16 protein-coding genes are annotated in these 17,968 nt (G+C 41.7%); 12 read left to right on the forward strand and 4 right to left on the reverse strand.

From position 1 onward, the window contains the following. Window positions 1–272: 272 nt before the first annotated feature. A complete protein-coding gene (lipL, locus tag HHO41_RS06895) occupies window positions 273–1,121 on the forward strand; it encodes an octanoyl-[GcvH]:protein N-octanoyltransferase (RefSeq protein ID WP_169096862.1) in 849 nt (282 codons plus the stop codon). Window positions 1,122–1,624: 503 nt separating this feature from the next. Here lipL and HHO41_RS06900 read toward each other — a convergent pair. Continuing rightward, entirely contained in the window at window positions 1,625–2,428 is an 804-nt protein-coding gene (locus HHO41_RS06900) for an RsfA family transcriptional regulator (protein ID WP_169096864.1), read from the reverse strand. 381 nt (window positions 2,429–2,809) lie between these two features. Here HHO41_RS06900 and HHO41_RS06905 point away from each other — a divergent pair, with 381 nt between their 5' ends. The 3 genes from HHO41_RS06905 (at window position 2,810) to HHO41_RS06915 (ending at window position 5,029) form a co-directional block, all read left to right on the forward strand. After that, window positions 2,810–3,034, forward strand: coding sequence for a YuzB family protein (locus HHO41_RS06905; RefSeq protein ID WP_169096866.1), 225 nt, complete (start codon window positions 2,810–2,812; stop codon window positions 3,032–3,034). A gap of 140 nt (window positions 3,035–3,174) precedes the next feature. Continuing rightward, window positions 3,175–4,473, forward strand: a complete 1,299-nt coding sequence (locus HHO41_RS06910) for an HD domain-containing protein (protein ID WP_169096868.1) — start codon at window positions 3,175–3,177, stop codon at window positions 4,471–4,473. A 49-nt stretch (window positions 4,474–4,522) separates the two neighbouring features. Next, on the forward strand, window positions 4,523–5,029 hold the full coding sequence (locus tag HHO41_RS06915) for a YwgA family protein (RefSeq protein WP_169096870.1): 507 nt from the start codon (window positions 4,523–4,525) through the stop codon (window positions 5,027–5,029). A 79-nt stretch (window positions 5,030–5,108) separates the two neighbouring features. On the opposite strand, the gene HHO41_RS06920 is transcribed toward HHO41_RS06915, so the two are convergent. Then, window positions 5,109–5,294: a 2-hydroxymuconate tautomerase gene (locus HHO41_RS06920; protein ID WP_169096872.1), complete on the reverse strand. Its 186-nt coding sequence runs from the start codon at window positions 5,292–5,294 to the stop codon at window positions 5,109–5,111. A 253-nt stretch (window positions 5,295–5,547) separates the two neighbouring features. Here HHO41_RS06920 and HHO41_RS06925 point away from each other — a divergent pair, with 253 nt between their 5' ends. After that, window positions 5,548–6,213: a site-2 protease family protein gene (locus HHO41_RS06925; protein WP_169096874.1), complete on the forward strand. Its 666-nt coding sequence runs from the start codon at window positions 5,548–5,550 to the stop codon at window positions 6,211–6,213. A gap of 74 nt (window positions 6,214–6,287) precedes the next feature. Then, on the forward strand, window positions 6,288–6,800 hold the full coding sequence (locus HHO41_RS06930) for a YwhD family protein (protein ID WP_169096876.1): 513 nt from the start codon (window positions 6,288–6,290) through the stop codon (window positions 6,798–6,800). Window positions 6,801–7,052: 252 nt separating this feature from the next. On the opposite strand, the gene HHO41_RS06935 is transcribed toward HHO41_RS06930, so the two are convergent. Further along, the gene (locus tag HHO41_RS06935) at window positions 7,053–9,134 is read right to left on the reverse strand and encodes a transglycosylase domain-containing protein (protein ID WP_169096878.1); all 2,082 of its coding nucleotides are present in this window, start codon (window positions 9,132–9,134) and stop codon (window positions 7,053–7,055) included. Window positions 9,135–9,433: 299 nt separating this feature from the next. On the opposite strand from HHO41_RS06935, the gene speE reads away from it, so the two are divergent. The 5 genes from speE to HHO41_RS06960 all read left to right on the forward strand — a co-directional run bounded on the left by speE (window position 9,434) and on the right by HHO41_RS06960 (window position 14,018). Beyond that, window positions 9,434–10,264, forward strand: a complete 831-nt coding sequence (gene speE, locus HHO41_RS06940; protein ID WP_169096880.1) for a spermidine synthase — start codon at window positions 9,434–9,436, stop codon at window positions 10,262–10,264. Between the two features lie 84 nt (window positions 10,265–10,348). Beyond that, window positions 10,349–11,221: an agmatinase gene (gene speB, locus HHO41_RS06945; protein WP_169096882.1), complete on the forward strand. Its 873-nt coding sequence runs from the start codon at window positions 10,349–10,351 to the stop codon at window positions 11,219–11,221. A gap of 292 nt (window positions 11,222–11,513) precedes the next feature. Further along, the gene (locus tag HHO41_RS06950; RefSeq protein WP_169096884.1) at window positions 11,514–11,978 is read left to right on the forward strand and encodes a YwiB family protein; all 465 of its coding nucleotides are present in this window, start codon (window positions 11,514–11,516) and stop codon (window positions 11,976–11,978) included. Further along, window positions 11,975–13,645 (forward strand): arginine--tRNA ligase, encoded by a 1,671-nt coding sequence (gene argS, locus HHO41_RS06955; protein WP_169096886.1) that lies wholly within the window; start codon window positions 11,975–11,977, stop codon window positions 13,643–13,645. The genes HHO41_RS06950 and argS overlap by 4 nt, the downstream gene beginning before the upstream one ends. A 193-nt stretch (window positions 13,646–13,838) precedes the next feature. Beyond that, window positions 13,839–14,018: a XapX domain-containing protein gene (locus tag HHO41_RS06960; protein WP_169096888.1), complete on the forward strand. Its 180-nt coding sequence runs from the start codon at window positions 13,839–13,841 to the stop codon at window positions 14,016–14,018. Window positions 14,019–14,082: 64 nt separating this feature from the next. On the opposite strand, the gene HHO41_RS06965 is transcribed toward HHO41_RS06960, so the two are convergent. Then, window positions 14,083–15,414: a phospholipase D-like domain-containing protein gene (locus HHO41_RS06965; protein WP_248278394.1), complete on the reverse strand. Its 1,332-nt coding sequence runs from the start codon at window positions 15,412–15,414 to the stop codon at window positions 14,083–14,085. Between the two features lie 222 nt (window positions 15,415–15,636). Here HHO41_RS06965 and HHO41_RS06970 point away from each other — a divergent pair, with 222 nt between their 5' ends. Further along, window positions 15,637–17,748, forward strand: coding sequence for a (Fe-S)-binding protein (locus HHO41_RS06970; protein WP_169096890.1), 2,112 nt, complete (start codon window positions 15,637–15,639; stop codon window positions 17,746–17,748). Window positions 17,749–17,968: the final 220 nt, after the last annotated feature.

The raw sequence follows: 17,968 nt of genomic DNA on the forward strand, positions 1-17,968 counted from the left end.
GAGTAGCTGGTATGGGAGACCCCACAGGCGCGAATGCGCCGAGGAGGCTCCCAACTAGCCCCGCGGAAAGCGAAGTGCCTGCAGCGGAAATCAACATTCGTGTTTAACACAACCATAAAAAAAGAGCAAAGTGACTTTATTCACATTGGCCGATAAATTTTAAAAAGCGACCGATAAAAATTCAAAGGCGACCGATAAATATTCGAAAACGACCGATAAATCCCCTAGCATCAACAATATGGTATAATTTTTTCAAAAAAAGGAGCAAGATCATGAACGAAGCCCAGCAATTATTGCACCAAGCGAAGTGGCGCATCATCGATCAGACTTGTCTTGGTCCGCAGTTCGGTGCATTACAATCATTTGGCATGGATGATACCCTATGCGCTTCAGTGGGAACAGGGGCTCAACCAGCAACGGCCCGGGCCTGGGTTCACCATAACACGGTCGTTCTGGGTATCCAGGACACGAAGCTTCCATTTTTACAAGATGGACTCCAATATCTTGAAGAGCAAGGCTACTCCTATATCGTCCGCAATTCGGGTGGGCTTGCAGTCGTCCTTGACGAAGGAGTGCTCAATCTGACCCTTGCCCTTCCAGAAAAAGAAAAAGGAATCGAAATCAATCGTGGTTATGAAGCGATGTGGCAACTGATCAAGCAAATGTTTGCTGATTTTATGAGCAAGGGACACAAAATTGAAGCCTACGAAATTACTGAATCCTATTGCCCTGGCAGCTATGATTTGAGTATTGCCGGCAAGAAATTTGCTGGTATTTCGCAGCGCCGACTTAAAAATGGTGTCGCTGTGCAAATCTATCTTTGTGTAACGGGCAGCGGTAGTGAGCGGGCAGAGCTCATTAAGAATTTTTATGAGAAAAGCAAAAAGGGTGAGTCGACCAAGATTAAGTATCCTGATATTAGTCCGGACGTGATGGCTTCCCTGTCTGAATTGTTCGGGGTAAACTTGACTGTTGCAGATTGTTTGATGCGCTTTTTAAAATCAATCCAAGCTCTCGGTGGACAAATTTATTCTGGCCAATTAACAGAAGAAGAGGTTCCGCTGTTTTCGGACTACTACGATCGTGTCGTCCTACGGAATCAAAAAATGCTCACGACATAACGAGGCTGCTTTTGTAGAAGAGCGGATTTGTGCGGAGCGGACATACATTCCGTTATTTGATTAAAAAAACATGATTTTTTGTTTTATCGGACATATGCTCCCTTATTTTAGATAAAAGCTCGTCATTTGCCTGATTTTTATTAAAATAAGGTCCTATATGTCCATAAATATTCTCAAATTAGCTTTTTTTACGAGAATAACGCACTCAATGTCCAGAAAAAAACGCATGGAACTTATGTCGTTCCATGCGTTTTCGATCTGTCCAGCTCCGGCAGCAAGGGGCTCGGGTCACAAGCCAAATCCCTCCAGAGACTAGCGTCTCTTGCGTGATTCGTCTTGTGCCTGTCGCCCATGAACGAGCCGCCTCCGCTTTTCGATATGTCTAGCTCCGTTCGCTAGCCCCTCGGGTCATAGGCCAATCCGTCCAAAAGGTTAAAGAACAACCTTTCGGCCGGCTCGTCCTATGCCTGTCGGGGCTGAGCAAGCGAACTCCGCTTTTCGATTTACTCAGCCATTTTCTCTAAGTTACCGTTTCGGTCCATTTTGAAGGTTGTTTGCGGACGCTCTTCTTCCTCAAAGAGGACAAGCTTTCTGGCACGATTCATAATTTTCATCAATGTTTCATAGTCTTCTTGAATCGTTTCTGTATCCTGCTCGAGGTGATTGATTTTACCTTGTAACTCGGCATTATGCTTTCTCAAGTCAGCGAGTTCACGTTTTAATCTTTCATTCTCACTTTTTAGTATATCAACATGAAAATTAGAATGATTTAAGTTTTGTAAATATGCGATAATCATATCCATTGTGATTGTTCTGACAGGCTGTGTCGGAATCGCGTTAGTGCTTGAAGGCATAGCTGGTGTACTTGGCAAAACGGTTTCTGTGCTTACAGATGCAGATTCATCTTCAATTGGGCTTGTCTCAGTTGAAATAATAGATTCAATTTCGTCAATGTCAAATTCCGAAGCAAATTCTTCTAATCCATTTGCACCAATCAACACCGGCTCAAGGTCACTAACCTGAACAGTAGGTGGTGTATACAGCAGCTTTTTCTTGCCACCCTGATCCTTACCGAGAACGCGTTGGCGTTGTTTGCGTTGTTTCTTTGCTAAATCTAGTGCTTTTTCATATTGATGGCGGACAACAGCGTTCCAGCGGAAACCACATGCAGCAGAAGTGCGATTTAATTTATCCCCAACCTCCTCAAAGGCATTAAGCTGGGTACTACCTTCCCGAACATGTCTTAATACAGTTTCAGCTAGCAATAAGTCATTTTCATCCGTCCATGCATCTTGACGTACTTTCATTTCCTCAACTCCCGGAAAAATTATGATAACTTAACATTTGTTATCTATATCTTTCCCAGGTAATTTAAGTAATATACCAATTTAATAAAAGGATAATAGTTTTTCTCATATTTTCATAACTTTGTTAGGGAACCGAAATATTCGGAAACCGAAATTTACATTTTTTCCCAAAAGGCTGTGTTAAAGCTTAGTGTTAATTTTTGGCAAGTTGATTGGAGCGAAGTGCCTGGAGCGGAAATCAACATTCACAAATAACACAGCATTCCAAATAGACCCACCGAACTTGCCTACTTGCATTAGCAGTTGATTAACTGTAAAATACATTTGACCTAAAGAGGTAAAATCGCAATCAAATATTGTGTGAAGAAAGGGTTGTCCTAAATGGCAAACGAATTTCGTGTTTGCGACGATTGTCAGGCTGTTAATACAAAGACGCTCATTGAGCGTTTAAAGAAAATCGATCCAGACGCAGATATAAAAATTGGCTGTCAATCCTATTGTGGCCCAGGCCGTAAGAAGACCTTTGCATTCGTCAATAACCGGCCCGTATCGGCACTCACAGAGGATTCATTAATAGAAAAGATTGAAGCGAAATTAAAAAAATAAATCAAAAATCACCTTCGATTCCATATCTGGGGTGATTTTTATTTTTCAAATTTAATAAAAAATTGTCACGGAAACATTCGTGAATCAAGCAATAAAACGGGCTATAATGGAAATATGATATTTAAGAAAAGGGGTCAATAATGGAGTATGCAGCGGAGAAATTAAATGAGGAAAAGGTATTCAAGGATCCCGTTCACCGCTATGTACATGTTCGGGACAAAGTAATCTGGGACTTAATTGGCACAAAGGAATTCCAACGATTACGCCGCATTAAACAGCTGGGAACCACATATTTAACCTTCCATGGTGCTGAGCATAGCCGCTTCAACCACTCGCTTGGCGTATACGAAATTATTCGCAGAATCATTGATAACGTGTTTGAAGGTCGCCCGGAATGGGATCCCAATGAACGCTTGTTGTCATTGTGCGCAGCGCTGCTTCATGATTTGGGGCATGGTCCATTCTCGCATTCGTTTGAGAAAGTGTTTGATTCAGACCATGAAGAGTTTACGAGAGCGATCATTTTAGGAAATACGGAAGTGAATAAGGTCTTATCCAAGGTCCATCCTAATTTTCCGACCAAGGTTGCCGAAGTCATTGCCAAAACGTATTCTAGCAAGCTTGTTGTCAGTTTGATTTCTAGTCAAATTGATGCCGATCGCATGGATTATTTGCAGCGCGATGCGTATTTTACAGGGGTAAGCTACGGTCATTTTGACATGGAGCGGATTTTGCGCGTCATGCGTCCTCGCGAGGATCAGGTAGTCATCAAGCATAGTGGAATGCATGCGGTTGAGGACTATATTATGAGCCGATATCAAATGTATTGGCAGGTGTACTTCCACCCGGTCACCCGCAGTGCCGAAGTGATCTTAACCAAAATCCTTCATCGAGCCAAAGAACTTTATGAAAATCATTATTCATTTAAGTATGATCTCGTTCATTTTGTGTCATTGTTTGAAAATAAAATAACATTAGAAGACTATTTAAAATTAGATGAAGCTGTGATTCTCTTTTATTTCCAGTTATGGCAGGATGAGGAGGATGTGATCCTCAGTGATTTATCCCGTCGTTTTATGAATCGCAATTTACTAAAATATGTTGAATTTGATCCGGCCAAGGAATACCGCAAGCTCACGCAATTATCGGAGCTGTTTAAAGCGGCTGGCATTGATCCTGACTATTATTTGGTCGTTGATTCTTCATCCGATTTGCCGTATGATTTTTATCGGCCAGGTGAGGAAGAGGAGCGTTTGCCGATTCACCTCTTGATGAAATCAGGTGAATTACGCGAACTGTCACGGGAATCAGACATTGTCGATGCGATTTCTGGAAAAAGAAGAACGGATCATAAGCTCTATTATCCAGCTGATTTCCTAGATGATTTATCAACTCATGCTGACGTTAAATTACAAATCAAAGCACTGCTTGAGCAGTGATTTATGAACAAATATACTCTCCACTAAGATCAATAGGAGCTGACTTGTTTTGTTAAAAGACCATGCAAAAATAATCTACGCTATTTCCGTTTCCGGAGAGATTATCGGGCGGAAGAAACTGCAAAAAATGATCTATATCGCAAAAAAGATATCGTTTCCGTTCCAAGAGCGGTTTCAGTTCCATTTTTACGGTCCGTATTCTGAGGAACTTACATTGCGAGTCGAAGAGTTGTGTAATATGGGCTTTATTAATGAAGTAAAAGAGAAAAAGGGCGGCTACTATCAATACCGTTACCAATTAACTGATGCCGGCAAGGAGTTTCTTGGAATAAGTGAGGTTAATATGCCGGCGCTTCCGGATTGCCTGACCGATATGAATGAACAGAATGCTAGATTTTTGGAGTTAGTTTCAACGGTTTTATATTTTAATAATCTTCCGAAACAGGAAGTTCAGGAAAAGGTCTTCACGTTAAAAAGTAAACAGCGTTATACGATAGAAGAAATTGATGAGGCATATGCTTATATTGCAGCCCTAACAGAAAAAGCTAAGCACTAAAAAATGTGCTTAGCTTTCGTTTTAATTTTTCGTGAATATGATATGTTGCTTTTGCTTCAGATAACCTTCGTGGCGGAGATTACTTGTCGCTTAAACGTACTCCGGCAACTGCATAATGATTTTTAGGCATTTCTTCAATAAATACAACAATATTTTCTTTTGGAGCATTTGCTGTTTCACTTACTGCTTCTGTTACCTTTTCTACTAAAGCTCGTTTTTGTTCTTCAGTACGACCTTCTAACATTTTCACAGTTACGTATGGCATATGTATTCTCTCCTTTTGCGTATTCCCAAAGCTGGGGACAGCAACGCCTCCGCAAATGAAAGCGTTACTATATCGTATGTAGTTTTTCATATTTTCAATCATTACGCAAGGACATATCCATCATTTTTCACTTTTTTTCTTGTTTCAGTTATACTCTTATTATGCTTAACATTATTTAATGGTAGTAGTGGTGCGATTATAACTAAATCCAAAGCTTAATATATATTTATTTTTATAAAAAGGAGTTGAAGCAGTGGAGGGATTAGAGCGATTTTTACGATATTCTTTACAGGATTTGCCTTACGTTGTGGTCACGTTAATTATTGCCTTTTCAGTGCACGAGTTTGCCCATGCGCTTGTTGCTTATAAATTTGGAGACTCAACCGCGAAAAATCAAGGTAGATTGACGTTAAATCCACTAAAGCATCTTGACCCATTTGGTACAATCCTGATTTTTATAGCCGGTTTCGGTTGGGCTCGCCCAGTGCCTGTTAATCGCTTCTTCTTTAAAAAACCGCGCTTGGCTGGCATTCTCGTCTCTGTTGCCGGACCGCTTAGTAATTTGTTTTTGGCTTCATTAGCCTACTTGGCTTGGTACGGGATGCTCCGGTTCGGACTTGGAGGTATGGCTGAAGAGAACTTGCTTAGTTTTTTCAACATATTCATCCAATTAAACATGGTATTGTTTGTGTTTAATTTATTGCCGTTTCCACCGTTGGATGGCTACCGTATTATTGAGGACTTAGTGCCTGCAGATTTCCGTCCGCGCTTGACGCAATATGAATCTTACGGCTCGCTGATCTTTTTAATTTTAGTCATTACACCACTGGATCGTTATACGATTCATCCGATTATGAACACAATCATTCCATTTTTCGCAAACGGAATGAACAACTTCTTCTCGGGGTTATTTTTCTAAAAGAATAACTAAAGCCGAAAGCAAAGCGCCTGGAACGGAAATCAACTTTACCTAGAACAAAGGAGGAACTTTGGATGGAGGAAAATAAAAAGAAGCCAATTGGCTTTAACATAATTAAAAAGGAAGATCCGATGAAAGGCCATGGTGGTTACGGGGCTGGAGTGCTGAGTCTTGATAACATTTCACCAGTCATTATCGACGTTGAGGCAGGGGTAGCCGAGGTCGATGTTGGAGCGATGCATGCTAGAAGTGCAGTCGAGAAAGGAATTAAGTTTCTGCAAAACCGCGATGAAGTGCCAAATGGAAAGCCTTATTGGCTCGTTTGGGTCACGATTGATCGTGCGGAGGAAGGCCCTTATTATGCCGGCGTGACTGCCTGTGAAATGACGGTCGACCGCGAAATCCGCCGCGGTTATAAGTCATTACCAGAACATGTCAATCGGATGGATAAGTCGCTAAAGCGTCACATCATCGTTGATCATATGGATGAAAAAGCAAAACTAATCCTTGCATCATTTTTGCAAAATCATAACAAAGGAATGTGGGATTTGGCTTCCGAGAAACTGAAACAGGACCTTTCTGTCTAAGAAATTTTTTTGCACAAATATCTTGCGAGTTTTTGATAAAAATTGTAAACTAGTCTCAAACGTTACGAGAAACGTGAAGCTAGGACACGAAAAACCCCGGGACAATCCGTCTCGGGGTTTTTTGTACCTATAGATTAAAGGACTCATGAGACCAAAACGAGGTTAGAAAACCAGCGAAATGGACTTATGAATGGGTGCAAAACATCAAATTTATCAGAATAAGGCCAAAAAAAAAAGCTCGTGGCACGATGCCTACGAGCCCCAAATCCGCTTATACCATGGTTCTGATTCTTTTTCCTTTGCCGGCTTCTGATGTTTGTCTTTTTTCAGCTTGCCGCCTTCTGGCTCGTCGATGTGATCGAGACAGTACTCGGTTGGCTCTGTGCCCTCGGCAAAATAGGTCTTTCTTTTAACAGGACAATCCTTTGTCGCTAATAAGCCATTCTGAGGATCGACATACACACCGACGACGCCCTTTGGCGCTTTAAACTTCTTATTCGGCGCATCTGCCAAAGCCTCTTCCATAAAATTGATCCAAATATTCTTGGCGTACGATTTCTCCACGGTTAGCTCAAGTGGTTTGCCTTTATCGTAGCCAGTCCAAACTGCGGACACGAGCTGTGGTGTATAACCGACCATCCAACTGTCAGACTCGGTTGTGCCTGATTTGCCGGCGTAGTGTCGCGTCGTTTTGTTGCTGATTGTACTGCCAGTTACGCTTGTGTAACCATTTAGCTTTTTATCAAACATCCCTGTCATCATTTGTGTCATCACGTAAGCGAGCTCAGGCTTGAGCACTTGGTCTTCACTGTTTTCCTTTTGATAAAGGATGTGGCCATCGCGATCGATGACTTTTTCAATCAAGACCGGCTCAACCTCTCTGCCACCATTGGCAAGTAGGCTGTAGGCGTTGGCCATTTCCACCATTCTCACACCTGACGTGCCGAGTGCGGCCGATGGTACCTTTTCGATTGGTGACTGAATTCCGAAGCGCTCCGCTGTTTCTGCGAGAGTGTCTTCGCCTAAAAATAAATGAGTTTTCACGGCAAAGACGTTGTCAGACACTGCAAGTGCTTGAGTCATCGTAATTTCCTTATTCGCATATTGGTTATTGAAGTTATGCGGTGTATACTCCGGTTGATTATTTTCAAATCGGAATGTCGTTAATTCACTTTTCATCGTTGTCGACGGGGTAAAACCATGCTCGAGTGCTGCGTAATAAACAAACGGCTTCATCGTTGAACCCGGCTGGCGCACCGCTTGAATTGCCCGGTTGAACGGACTTTTTTGATAATCGCGGCCCCCGATCATCGCTTTGACATGTCCGTTGCGCGGATCCATCGCCACAAGCCCAGCCTGGATTTCCGATTCGTCGGAAATCAGCTTCTTGACTGTTTTCTCTGCAATTGCCTGCTGTTTTAAGTCGAGCGTCGTATAAATCTTCAGCCCGCCTAGCTCAATCGTGCGCTCATCCATTTTTAACACGGATTTCAGCTGCTGCCGGACTGCATCTTGAAAATATGGAGCAATTCCCGTTTTCGTGTGCTGATGTTTACCGACCAACTTCATTGGTTCTTTGACCGCTGCCACGGCTTTATTTTTCGAAATCAGCCCATTGTTTGCCATTGAATCAAGAATAATCTGCTGACGTTTCTTTGCATTTTCCATTGAGACAAGCGGGGAATAGACACCGGGTCCCTTTGGGATACCGGCTAACATCGATGCCTCGGCAAGCGTTAAGTCTGAGGCATCCTTGCCAAAATAATACTGGCTTGCTGCTTGAACACCATAAGCACCGTTGCCAAAATAAATCGTGTTCAGATACCCCTCCAAGATTTCATCCTTGGAATAGTTCATCTCTAAGCGAATCGTGTAAAACGCTTCATTAAGCTTCCGCTTCCACGTTTTTCCGTGATCTAAATATAAGTTCCGTGAGTATTGCTGGGAAATGGTGCTTGCCCCTTGAACCATTGCCATTGCCTTAACATCAGCGAGCACTGCCCCGCCAATCCGTTTGACATCAAAGCCGTGATGGTCGTAAAAATTTTTATCTTCCACTGCAATAATAGCATCAATAAAAGCTGGTGATATGTCCTTAAGTGGCAACCAGTATCGTTTCTGCCCGGAATTGCTTTCGCCAATAATCGTTCCATCCTCGGCATAGTAAAGTGTTGATTGTGGAACAACGAGAGGTGGTGCTCCAAGGATTTTCGCATAGCCCAATACACATAAGAACATTAACGAAATAAGAATGAAGCCGATTAAACTAATAATGAACAGGGCACGTAAATATTTAATCGTTCTCTTAAAGCGTTGGTCCGTTATTAATTCCATTTGAAGTCACCTCACTTAATCTGTAAATTTCGAACTGGAATTTAAATTTGAATCGGAATTGGTAAAAGAAGAATCAATAAGAGCAATATTAATAGTATGAAATATTTGGTAGATTCTCATACATAAAATCATGAATATTTTTATGTGTTTTTGTAATGAGATTTGGATCGATTTTCGACAAAATTACTCATTTTTTGCTTTGCATTTTCACGACTTTCTACTATACTTTTCTAAGGTTTGTAATTATTGAGTTAGGGTACAATATCAGGAAATGGGAATTCTTACGAGGTGATATTGTAATGAGTCTTTGGTTTACCGAGAAGCAGACGGAAAACTTTGGAATTACGATGAGAGTGATCCGTACCTTACATACAGAACAAACTGATTTTCAAAAGTTGGAGATGGTGGAAACAGCTGAATGGGGCAATATGCTACTGTTAGATGACATGGTGATGACATCTGTTCGTGATGAGTTCGTTTATCATGAAATGGTTGCGCACGTACCATTGTTTACCCATCCCAATCCTGAAAACGTGCTCGTTGTCGGTGGTGGCGACGGCGGAGTGATTCGCGAAGTGTTGAAACACCCGAGCGTAAAAAAGGCGACGCTCGTTGATATTGATGGCAAAGTTATCGAGTATTCAAAGAAATATCTCCCGGAAATTGCCGGGAAGCTTGATGACCCTCGTGTCGATGTGCGAGTCGATGATGGGTTTATGCATATTGCCAACAGTAATAATGAATATGACGTCATTATGGTCGATTCCACTGAGCCTGTTGGTCCGGCAGTTAATTTATTCACGAAGGGTTTTTACGCTGGGATTGCTAAGGCTTTGAAGGAAGATGGTTTGTTTGTCGCGCAATCTGATAATCCGTGGTTCAAGTCGGAACTAATCCGCAGCGTTCAAAAGGATGTGCGCGAGATTTTTCCGATTACACGTCTTTATATAGCAAATATCCCAACCTACCCAAGTGGTATGTGGGCATTTACGATTGGCTCGAAGAAGTATGATCCGCTTTCAGTAAACGAAGATCGCTTCGGCGAAGAAATTGAAACAAAATACTATACAAAAGAACTTCACCAGGCAGCCTTCGTCCTGCCAAAATTCGTCCGCGATTTAGTGCAATAAAGCAGTGGGGGACAGTCCCCCGCCGCTGTGCTGCGGTGAAGTGCCGGGGGACTGTCCCCAAAGAGAGAGGGAGGATTTATTTTTATGCGTTTTGATGAGGCTTATCAAGGTAATGTGTTTATTAAGAGTCATCCAAATTATGAGGAAAGCCAAGCGGTTATTTACGGGATGCCGATGGACTGGACGGTAAGCTACCGCCCGGGCTCACGTTTCGGCCCAACTAGAATTCGCGAGGTTTCACCAGGGCTTGAAGAGTATAGCCCGTATTTAGACCGCGAACTTGAGGACGTAAAGTATTTTGATGCAGGTGATATTCCACTACCATTCGGAAATCCGCAGAAGAGTATTGACCTGATTGAAGAGTTCGTTGATAAAATCCTTGCTGATGGCAAGTTCCCGCTAGGTATGGGTGGTGAACATCTTGTAACTTGGCCGGTTATTAAGGCGATGTACAAGAAATACCCCGATTTAGCGATTATCCACATGGACGCTCATACAGATTTGCGTGAAAGCTACGAGGGTGAGCCGCTTTCGCACTCTACGCCAATCCGTAAAGCTGCTGAGCTTATCGGCCCAAAGAATGTGTTTTCATTCGGAATTCGTTCCGGTATGAAGGAAGAGTTTGATTGGGCGAAAGAAGTCGGCATGCACATTTCTAAATTCGAAGTTCATCAACCATTGAAGGAAATTCTTCCTGAGCTATCAGGTCGTCCAGTTTATGTAACAATTGATATCGATGTGTTAGATCCAGCCCATGCACCAGGCACAGGTACTGTTGATGCAGGCGGTATCACGTCACGTGAGCTCCTTGCTTCAATCCATGAAATCGCTAAATCTGATGTACGCGTTGTTGGTGGCGATTTAGTAGAGGTTGCACCAATTTACGATCCTTCAGAGCAAACCGCAAACACAGCGAGTAAGCTCATCCGAGAAATGATTTTAGGTTGGATAAAATAAATCAGGTTGGTTATGGAACGGGGACTCTTTGCGGTCTCCGTTTTTCTTAAGTTCGTTTTAAATAGGTTCATATGCATTTTGGCAAGTATTTTAGTGGAAATGGCAAGTAAATCAGGATTTTGGCAAGTATTTCAATCGAAATGGCAAGTAAATCACGAATTTGGCAAGTATCGCCAAATTCTTCCACAATCCAAATTACTATTTTAAAATCACCCCGTAATCTTGCGCTTTCCAATCAGTAAACTTATACTAAAAAGGTTATAATAGATGAACAAAAAAGGAAGTGTTGCCGATGTCTGAAGCACACCGAGCTACACAGACTCAAATACCTGTAAAATTTTACATAAAAACAGTCGTTTACCATCCAGAATCCAAAGAGCCGGAAAACTTTGAGCTTATTCTTTTTGGTCATTATCAGCACACCGCAAATGCGACTTATCTCCGCTATCAGGAGGTCATGGATGTTGGCACAGTCAACACCACTATTAAACTTTCTCACAACGACGATGAAATGGTTATTTTACGAAATGGTGCGATGAAAATGCGCATGGTGTTCCGACCAAACAAACAGGTATCAGGTGCGTACCATACGGAAAATGGTTACATGGAAATCGTCACCGAAGCTAAATCCTTCGCTTACCAACACAATGATCAAACAAACGAAGGCACCATCAACCTAACCTACGACTTATCGATGCAAGAAATTCTTGCCGGTACATACAATCTCGAAATTAAATACAAGGAGGAACGAAAATGAACATTGCAGAGCAAGTTCAAACAAAGCTTAAAGAAGCGATTAAAGAAGCTGTCATTAAAGCAAATCTGGCAACAGAAGAAAACATTCCGATGTGTCTTTTAGAAACACCAAGAGATAAAGCTCATGGTGATTATTCGACAAATATGGCAATGCAACTAGCCCGCATCGCCAAAAAAGCGCCACGTGCGATTGCCGAAGAGCTCATTGCAAACTTCGATCAATCAAAAGCATCAATTGAAAAATTAGAAATTGCTGGGCCAGGCTTTATTAATTTTTATATGAACAATAGTTATTTAACTGAGTTGATTCCAACGATTATTAACGCTGGTGAAAAATATGGTGAAACAACAATCGGCAACCACCAAAAGGTTCAAGTGGAATTCGTTTCAGCGAATCCAACTGGTGACTTGCACCTTGGTCATGCTCGTGGTGCGGCTGTCGGCGACTCACTTTGCAATATTTTAGACAAAGCAGGCTATGATGTATCAAGAGAGTACTACATCAATGATGCCGGTAACCAAATCAACAACCTCGCTCTTTCTGTTGATGCCCGTTATTTCCAAGCATTAGGCACTGACAAGCCAATGCCGGAGGACGGCTACCATGGTCAAGATATTATTGGCATTGGGAAGCGACTTGCTGAAGAGTTCGGTGATAAGTTTGCAGCACTTAGCGACGAAGAACGTTTCGACACATTCCGCGAATACGGCTTAAAGTATGAAATGGAAAAATTAAAACAGGATCTTGAAAACTTCCGCGTCCGGTTTGATGTTTGGTATTCAGAGACATCACTTTACAATAATGGGAAAATCGATCAGGCCTTAAAAGCACTAAGAGATAACGGCCACATTTATGAAGAAGACGGTGCGACTTGGCTCCGTACAACACCAATGGGCGATGACAAGGACCGTGTTTTAATCAAGCAGGATGGTTCTTATACTTATTTAACTCCGGATATTGCTTACCATAAGGACAAGCTTGAGCGTGGTTTTGAAAAGCTCATCAATATTTGGGGTGCTGACCACCACGGTTACATTCCGCGGATGAAAGCGGCGATTGAAGCGCTAGGCTATGAACGTGATGCGTTAGAAGTTGAAATTATTCAGCTTGTTCATCTTTACAAAGATGGCGAAAAAATGAAAATGAGTAAACGTACCGGTAAAGCAGTAACGATGCGTGAGCTTGTTGAAGAGGTGGGCTTAGATGCCGTTCGTTACTTCTTCGCAATGCGCTCAGCCGATACGCACTTAGATTTCGATTTGGATTTAGCAGTGTCACAATCGAATGAAAACCCTGTTTATTATGCGCAATATGCTCATGCCCGGATTTCTAGCATCCTGCGTCAAGGCGCGGAGCAAGGCTTAGTTGCTGGCGACGCAGCAGATTATTCTTTAATCGGTGCTGAGAAGGAAGTTGAGCTTTTGAAAAAGCTTGGCGAATTCCCGCAGGCAATTGCAGAAGCAGCCCAAAAACGGATTCCACATCGCATCACGAACTATATTTATGACCTAGCATCAGCCTTCCACAGCTTCTACAATGCTGAGAAGGTGCTTGATCCGGAAAACAAACAAAAGACACAAGCTCGTCTTGCTTTAATAAAATCAGTTCAAATTACCTTACGCAATGCGTTAGCGCTCATCGGCGTTTCCGCACCAGAAAAAATGTAATTATAACTGAAATACAAAAACGTATGGACCATCGTTGTGATGATGACCATGCGTTTTTTTGTCATTATTTACGGTAAATATCTGCTAATTTTGTAAAATTTTCATTCATGCACAAACTCTAGCGGGGAAAGCTAACTTTATGGTAGGATAATAAATAGAGCAGACGTCTGACATCTGCTAGAGGAGGATTATCTTGAATATCGTTTTATTATCGTTATTTACTGGTTTCCTTGTTGGCTTTATTTTTGCCTTATTTAAATTGCCGATTCCAGCTCCACCAGCACTTGAGGGTGTCATTGGAATCGTCGGGATCTATTTAGGTTTCCAGCTTTTTGCTAAAATCTCTCCTTGGCTTTCAAATTTAATAAAATAATGATATCAATATAAAGAAACTCGTCAAGTTCCGCAGCTTTGACGAGTTTTTTTAATATCGACTTTTACAAAAAACTGGCGATTGGCCGGGCGAGCCATTCTTTGATCTTCGTCTTCATGCTGACATTGGTGATATCGGACAGCTGCAGTCGTTTTGAATCACGCAAATCACAGTCGATGACATTCTTTATTTTTATAATGGACTGTTTGTCAGTAATAAAACAATTAACTTCATTATTCAATAACAAGCTGCGTTGGTCGAAATTTGTCGTACCAATATCACAAACCAAATCATCAAAAACAAGGGCCTTAGCATGATAAAATCCATTCATAAATTGATAAACTTCAACGCCGGCTTTGAGCAATGGGCGTAAAAATCGATAGGAGGCCTCCTGGACAAGCAAATGATCAGCGGCATGAGGAACCAAAATCGTGATTTTGACGCCGCGCTTTGCTGCTGCCAACAAATCCTTCATTAATTGCTTTGTGGGAATAAAGTAGGGGGTCCCAATAAATATGGATTCCTGTGCCTCACGTATACGATTGGAAACTAACCCTTCAATCCAAGCACACTCTGAAGCGACAATTTGAATCTTTGTTTGTTGCTGCAAAACATCATTTTCAGTAAACGCTCCCTGAGTGTTTACTGAATCAGCAGCGTGTGAACCATGATTAGGTAAATCGAGCGCTTTCGACATTTCAACATCTTGAAGGGCCGGTTTCGACAACAACCCCTGACTTGGCTGAGGAAAATAACGTGACAGCTTTGGCATCGTCGCCTTTGTTGCTTTACCCCAATCCAACAAAAATTGGGATTGCAAGTCCGAAACGATATCTCCGGATAATTTCAAATGATAATCGCGCCATGGTGATAATTTCGGGTCCTGATTCACGTATTCCTTGCCGATGTTAAAGCCGCCTATGTATGCAGTCTTCCCATCAATCACAGCGATTTTGCGGTGATTCCGGACATTCATTTTATAAAATAAAAATGGAAAGCGCGGCACATGACTATAGGCAAACTGAACATTGGCTGCCTCAAGCTCGGCGATGATCTGCTTAGAAAGCTTGAACGAGCCAATCCAATCGAGAAGGAGGCGGACCTCAAGCCCTTCGCGCGCCTTGACCTCTAGTAGTGAATAAAATTCCCTGCTAAATTCATCATTCCGTCCAATGTAAAATAAAACATGAATATGATTTTTGGCATTTTTTATTTCCTGAAGCATATTCTTAAATAAATCTGGTCCTTCGTTGAACATGTAAAGCTGGCAAGTGCGGGCAGGATAATCCTTCCGTTCACTATTAGCCATGTGACTTTTGCGCCCAAACTTGTAATCAATATAAAGTAAAATGAAAAGAACGAATAAAAGAGCAATCCCCATCAAGACATATTTCATATCCATTCTCTCCTCAACTCATTTCCACATAGTTTTTCCGAAATCATTTCTGCTATGAATGATTTTTTTAAAAATATTTCCTTTTAATTAAAAATAAATGTTGACTGAACGCTCATTCACAATATAATAGAATTAAGAATAAATTCAGAATATTCAAAAATAATGTAATATTCTGTCGAAAAATGCCATAATTTTATTTTTCAGAAAGGGGAGTAAAAGGTAATGAACGGACTGCTTTGGGTAAACTTAATTGCCTTCTTAGCCGTAACCGCTTACGCTGTGAGCTTGTTTGTTTACGTTGTTAAGACCAGAATTACCTACATCAAGCTCGGTAAAAAAGAAGAGTTTGATAACAATGTCAAAGCAAGACTCGACAAAATCTGGGTCAATGTATTTGGACAAACAAAATTGATGAAGGACAAGAAAAGTGGAATCATGCACATTATGTTCTTTTATGGGTTCTTACTTGTCCAACTTGGAGCAATTGATTTTATTATTAAGGGGATCACGCCAGGTGCACATCTTCCACTAGGACCCCTGTATCCTGCATTTAACTTCTTCCAGGAAGTTGTCACCCTAATTATTTTAGTTGCGGTGGTATGGGCGTTTTATCGTCGTTATATTGAAAAGCTTGTGCGCTTAAAGCGCGGGTTTAAAAACGGACTTGTCTTAATTTTTATCGGTGGATTAATGTTATCTGTTTTACTTGGAAATGGAATGGGAATGATCTGGCATGGCCATGAGGCTTCTTGGTCCGAGCCAATTGCTTCGTCAATTGGAACAGTTCTCGCTGGAATCGGTGAGACCGCTGCGATCGTCGTGTTTTATATTGCATGGTGGGCACATTTATTATTTTTACTAACATTCCTTGTTTATGTACCACAAGGTAAACACATGCATTTAATCGCAGGACCTGCAAATGTTTATTTGAACCGTCTTGATAAGCCGGGCAAATTGAAAAAAATCAACTTTGAAGATGAGTCACAGGAATCATTCGGAGTTGGAAAAATCGAAGACTTTACTCAACTACAACTAGTTGACCTATATGCTTGTGTGGAATGTGGTCGCTGTACCAATATGTGTCCGGCAACCGGAACAGGTAAAATGCTATCACCAATGGATCTCATGTTAAAATTACGCGATCATTTAACAAACCATGGCGCTGCAGTGACATCAAAACAGCCATGGGTTCCATCGTTTGCCTTCTCTAATACAAAAGGGAATCAATTAGCGTTAGCTGCTGGCAGTCAAGGTGCTGAAGAAGCTGCGGCATCACTTGCCTACTCACCAAGTTTAATCGGCGAGGTTATTACTGAAGAAGAAATCTGGGCTTGTACAACTTGCCGTAACTGTGAGGATCAATGTCCAGTTATGAATGAGCATGTTGAAAAAATCATTGACCTTCGTCGTTATTTGACACTGACAGAAGGTAAATTAGACGCTGATGCTCAGCGAGCAATGACCAATATCGAGCGTCAAGGTAACCCATGGGGATTAAACCGCAAAGAGCGCGAAAACTGGCGCGACGTTCGCGAGGATGTTGTCGTTCCAACAGTTAAAGAAATGAAAAAAGCAGGCGAAGAATTCGAATACTTATTCTGGGTAGGCGCAATGGGCTCTTATGACAACCGCAGCCAGAAGATTGCTCTATCTTTTGCAAAGTTATTGAATGAAGCTGGCGTTAAATTTGCGATTTTGGGTAGCAAAGAAAAGAACTCTGGTGATACACCACGTCGTCTTGGTAACGAGTTCTTATTCCAAGAATTAGCTCAAGCCAATATCGATGAGTTCGAAAAGAATGATGTGAAGAAAATCGTGACGATTGACCCGCATGCATTCAATATTTTCAAAAATGAATATCCTGACTTCGGTCTGGAAGCAGAAGTGTACCATCATACCGAGGTGCTTGCTGAGCTTGTAAAAGCAGGCCGATTGGTACCTAAATTTGAAGTGAACGAGAAAATTACCTTCCATGATTCATGCTATTTAGGTCGTTACAATGACGTTTACGATCCGCCACGGGAAATCCTTAAAGCGATTCCAGGCGTACAGCTTGTCGAAATGGAACGTAATCGTGAAACAGGTATGTGTTGTGGCGCTGGCGGCGGCTTAATGTGGATGGAGGAAGAAACGGGTCACCGTATCAATGTTGCCAGAACGGAGCAAGCATTAGCTGTGAATCCTTCTGTTATCAGTGCTGGTTGTCCATATTGCTTAACCATGCTTACAGACGGAACAAAGGCTAAAGAAGTTGAAGAAACCGTTAAAACATACGATGTTGCCGAACTACTCGAAAAAGCAGTCTGCGGCGATGAAAAAGAATTGGTTCATTAAACCTTTGAAAGATTTCTAGAGCAACTAAATTGTTTTTTGGCGGAACAAGTTTTCGACAGAATGTTTGAAAGTGTAACAAGATTTTTAATGTGAAAATGAAGGGAAGGCCTGAAAATCATAGCATGATACAGCTGCCTTCCTTCCTTTTCCACAGTAACTGTAAAATAATGTCGAATACTTAATATTTAGAATTTTTAGGTAAGTGATATAATTTGGCTTG

Origin of the sequence: Bacillus sp. DNRA2 (assembly GCF_012843265.1) — a bacterium.
Lineage (GTDB): Bacteria > Bacillota > Bacilli > Bacillales > Cytobacillaceae > Bacillus_BU.

Excerpts from the sequence above, each read along its gene's own strand:
- lipL (WP_169096862.1), top strand. The coding sequence starts at position 273 with ATGAACGAAGCCCAGCAATTATTGCACCAAGCGAAGTGGCGCATCATC.
- HHO41_RS06900 (WP_169096864.1), bottom strand. The coding sequence starts at position 2,428 with ATGAAAGTACGTCAAGATGCATGGACGGATGAAAATGACTTATTGCTA.
- HHO41_RS06905 (WP_169096866.1), top strand. The coding sequence starts at position 2,810 with ATGGCAAACGAATTTCGTGTTTGCGACGATTGTCAGGCTGTTAATACA.
- HHO41_RS06910 (WP_169096868.1), top strand. The coding sequence starts at position 3,175 with ATGGAGTATGCAGCGGAGAAATTAAATGAGGAAAAGGTATTCAAGGAT.
- HHO41_RS06920 (WP_169096872.1), bottom strand. The coding sequence starts at position 5,294 with ATGCCATACGTAACTGTGAAAATGTTAGAAGGTCGTACTGAAGAACAA.
- HHO41_RS06930 (WP_169096876.1), top strand. The coding sequence starts at position 6,288 with ATGGAGGAAAATAAAAAGAAGCCAATTGGCTTTAACATAATTAAAAAG.
- HHO41_RS06935 (WP_169096878.1), bottom strand. The coding sequence starts at position 9,134 with ATGGAATTAATAACGGACCAACGCTTTAAGAGAACGATTAAATATTTA.
- speE (WP_169096880.1), top strand. The coding sequence starts at position 9,434 with ATGAGTCTTTGGTTTACCGAGAAGCAGACGGAAAACTTTGGAATTACG.
- speB (WP_169096882.1), top strand. The coding sequence starts at position 10,349 with ATGCGTTTTGATGAGGCTTATCAAGGTAATGTGTTTATTAAGAGTCAT.
- HHO41_RS06950 (WP_169096884.1), top strand. The coding sequence starts at position 11,514 with ATGTCTGAAGCACACCGAGCTACACAGACTCAAATACCTGTAAAATTT.
- argS (WP_169096886.1), top strand. The coding sequence starts at position 11,975 with ATGAACATTGCAGAGCAAGTTCAAACAAAGCTTAAAGAAGCGATTAAA.
- HHO41_RS06965 (WP_248278394.1), bottom strand. The coding sequence starts at position 15,414 with ATGAAATATGTCTTGATGGGGATTGCTCTTTTATTCGTTCTTTTCATT.
- HHO41_RS06970 (WP_169096890.1), top strand. The coding sequence starts at position 15,637 with ATGAACGGACTGCTTTGGGTAAACTTAATTGCCTTCTTAGCCGTAACC.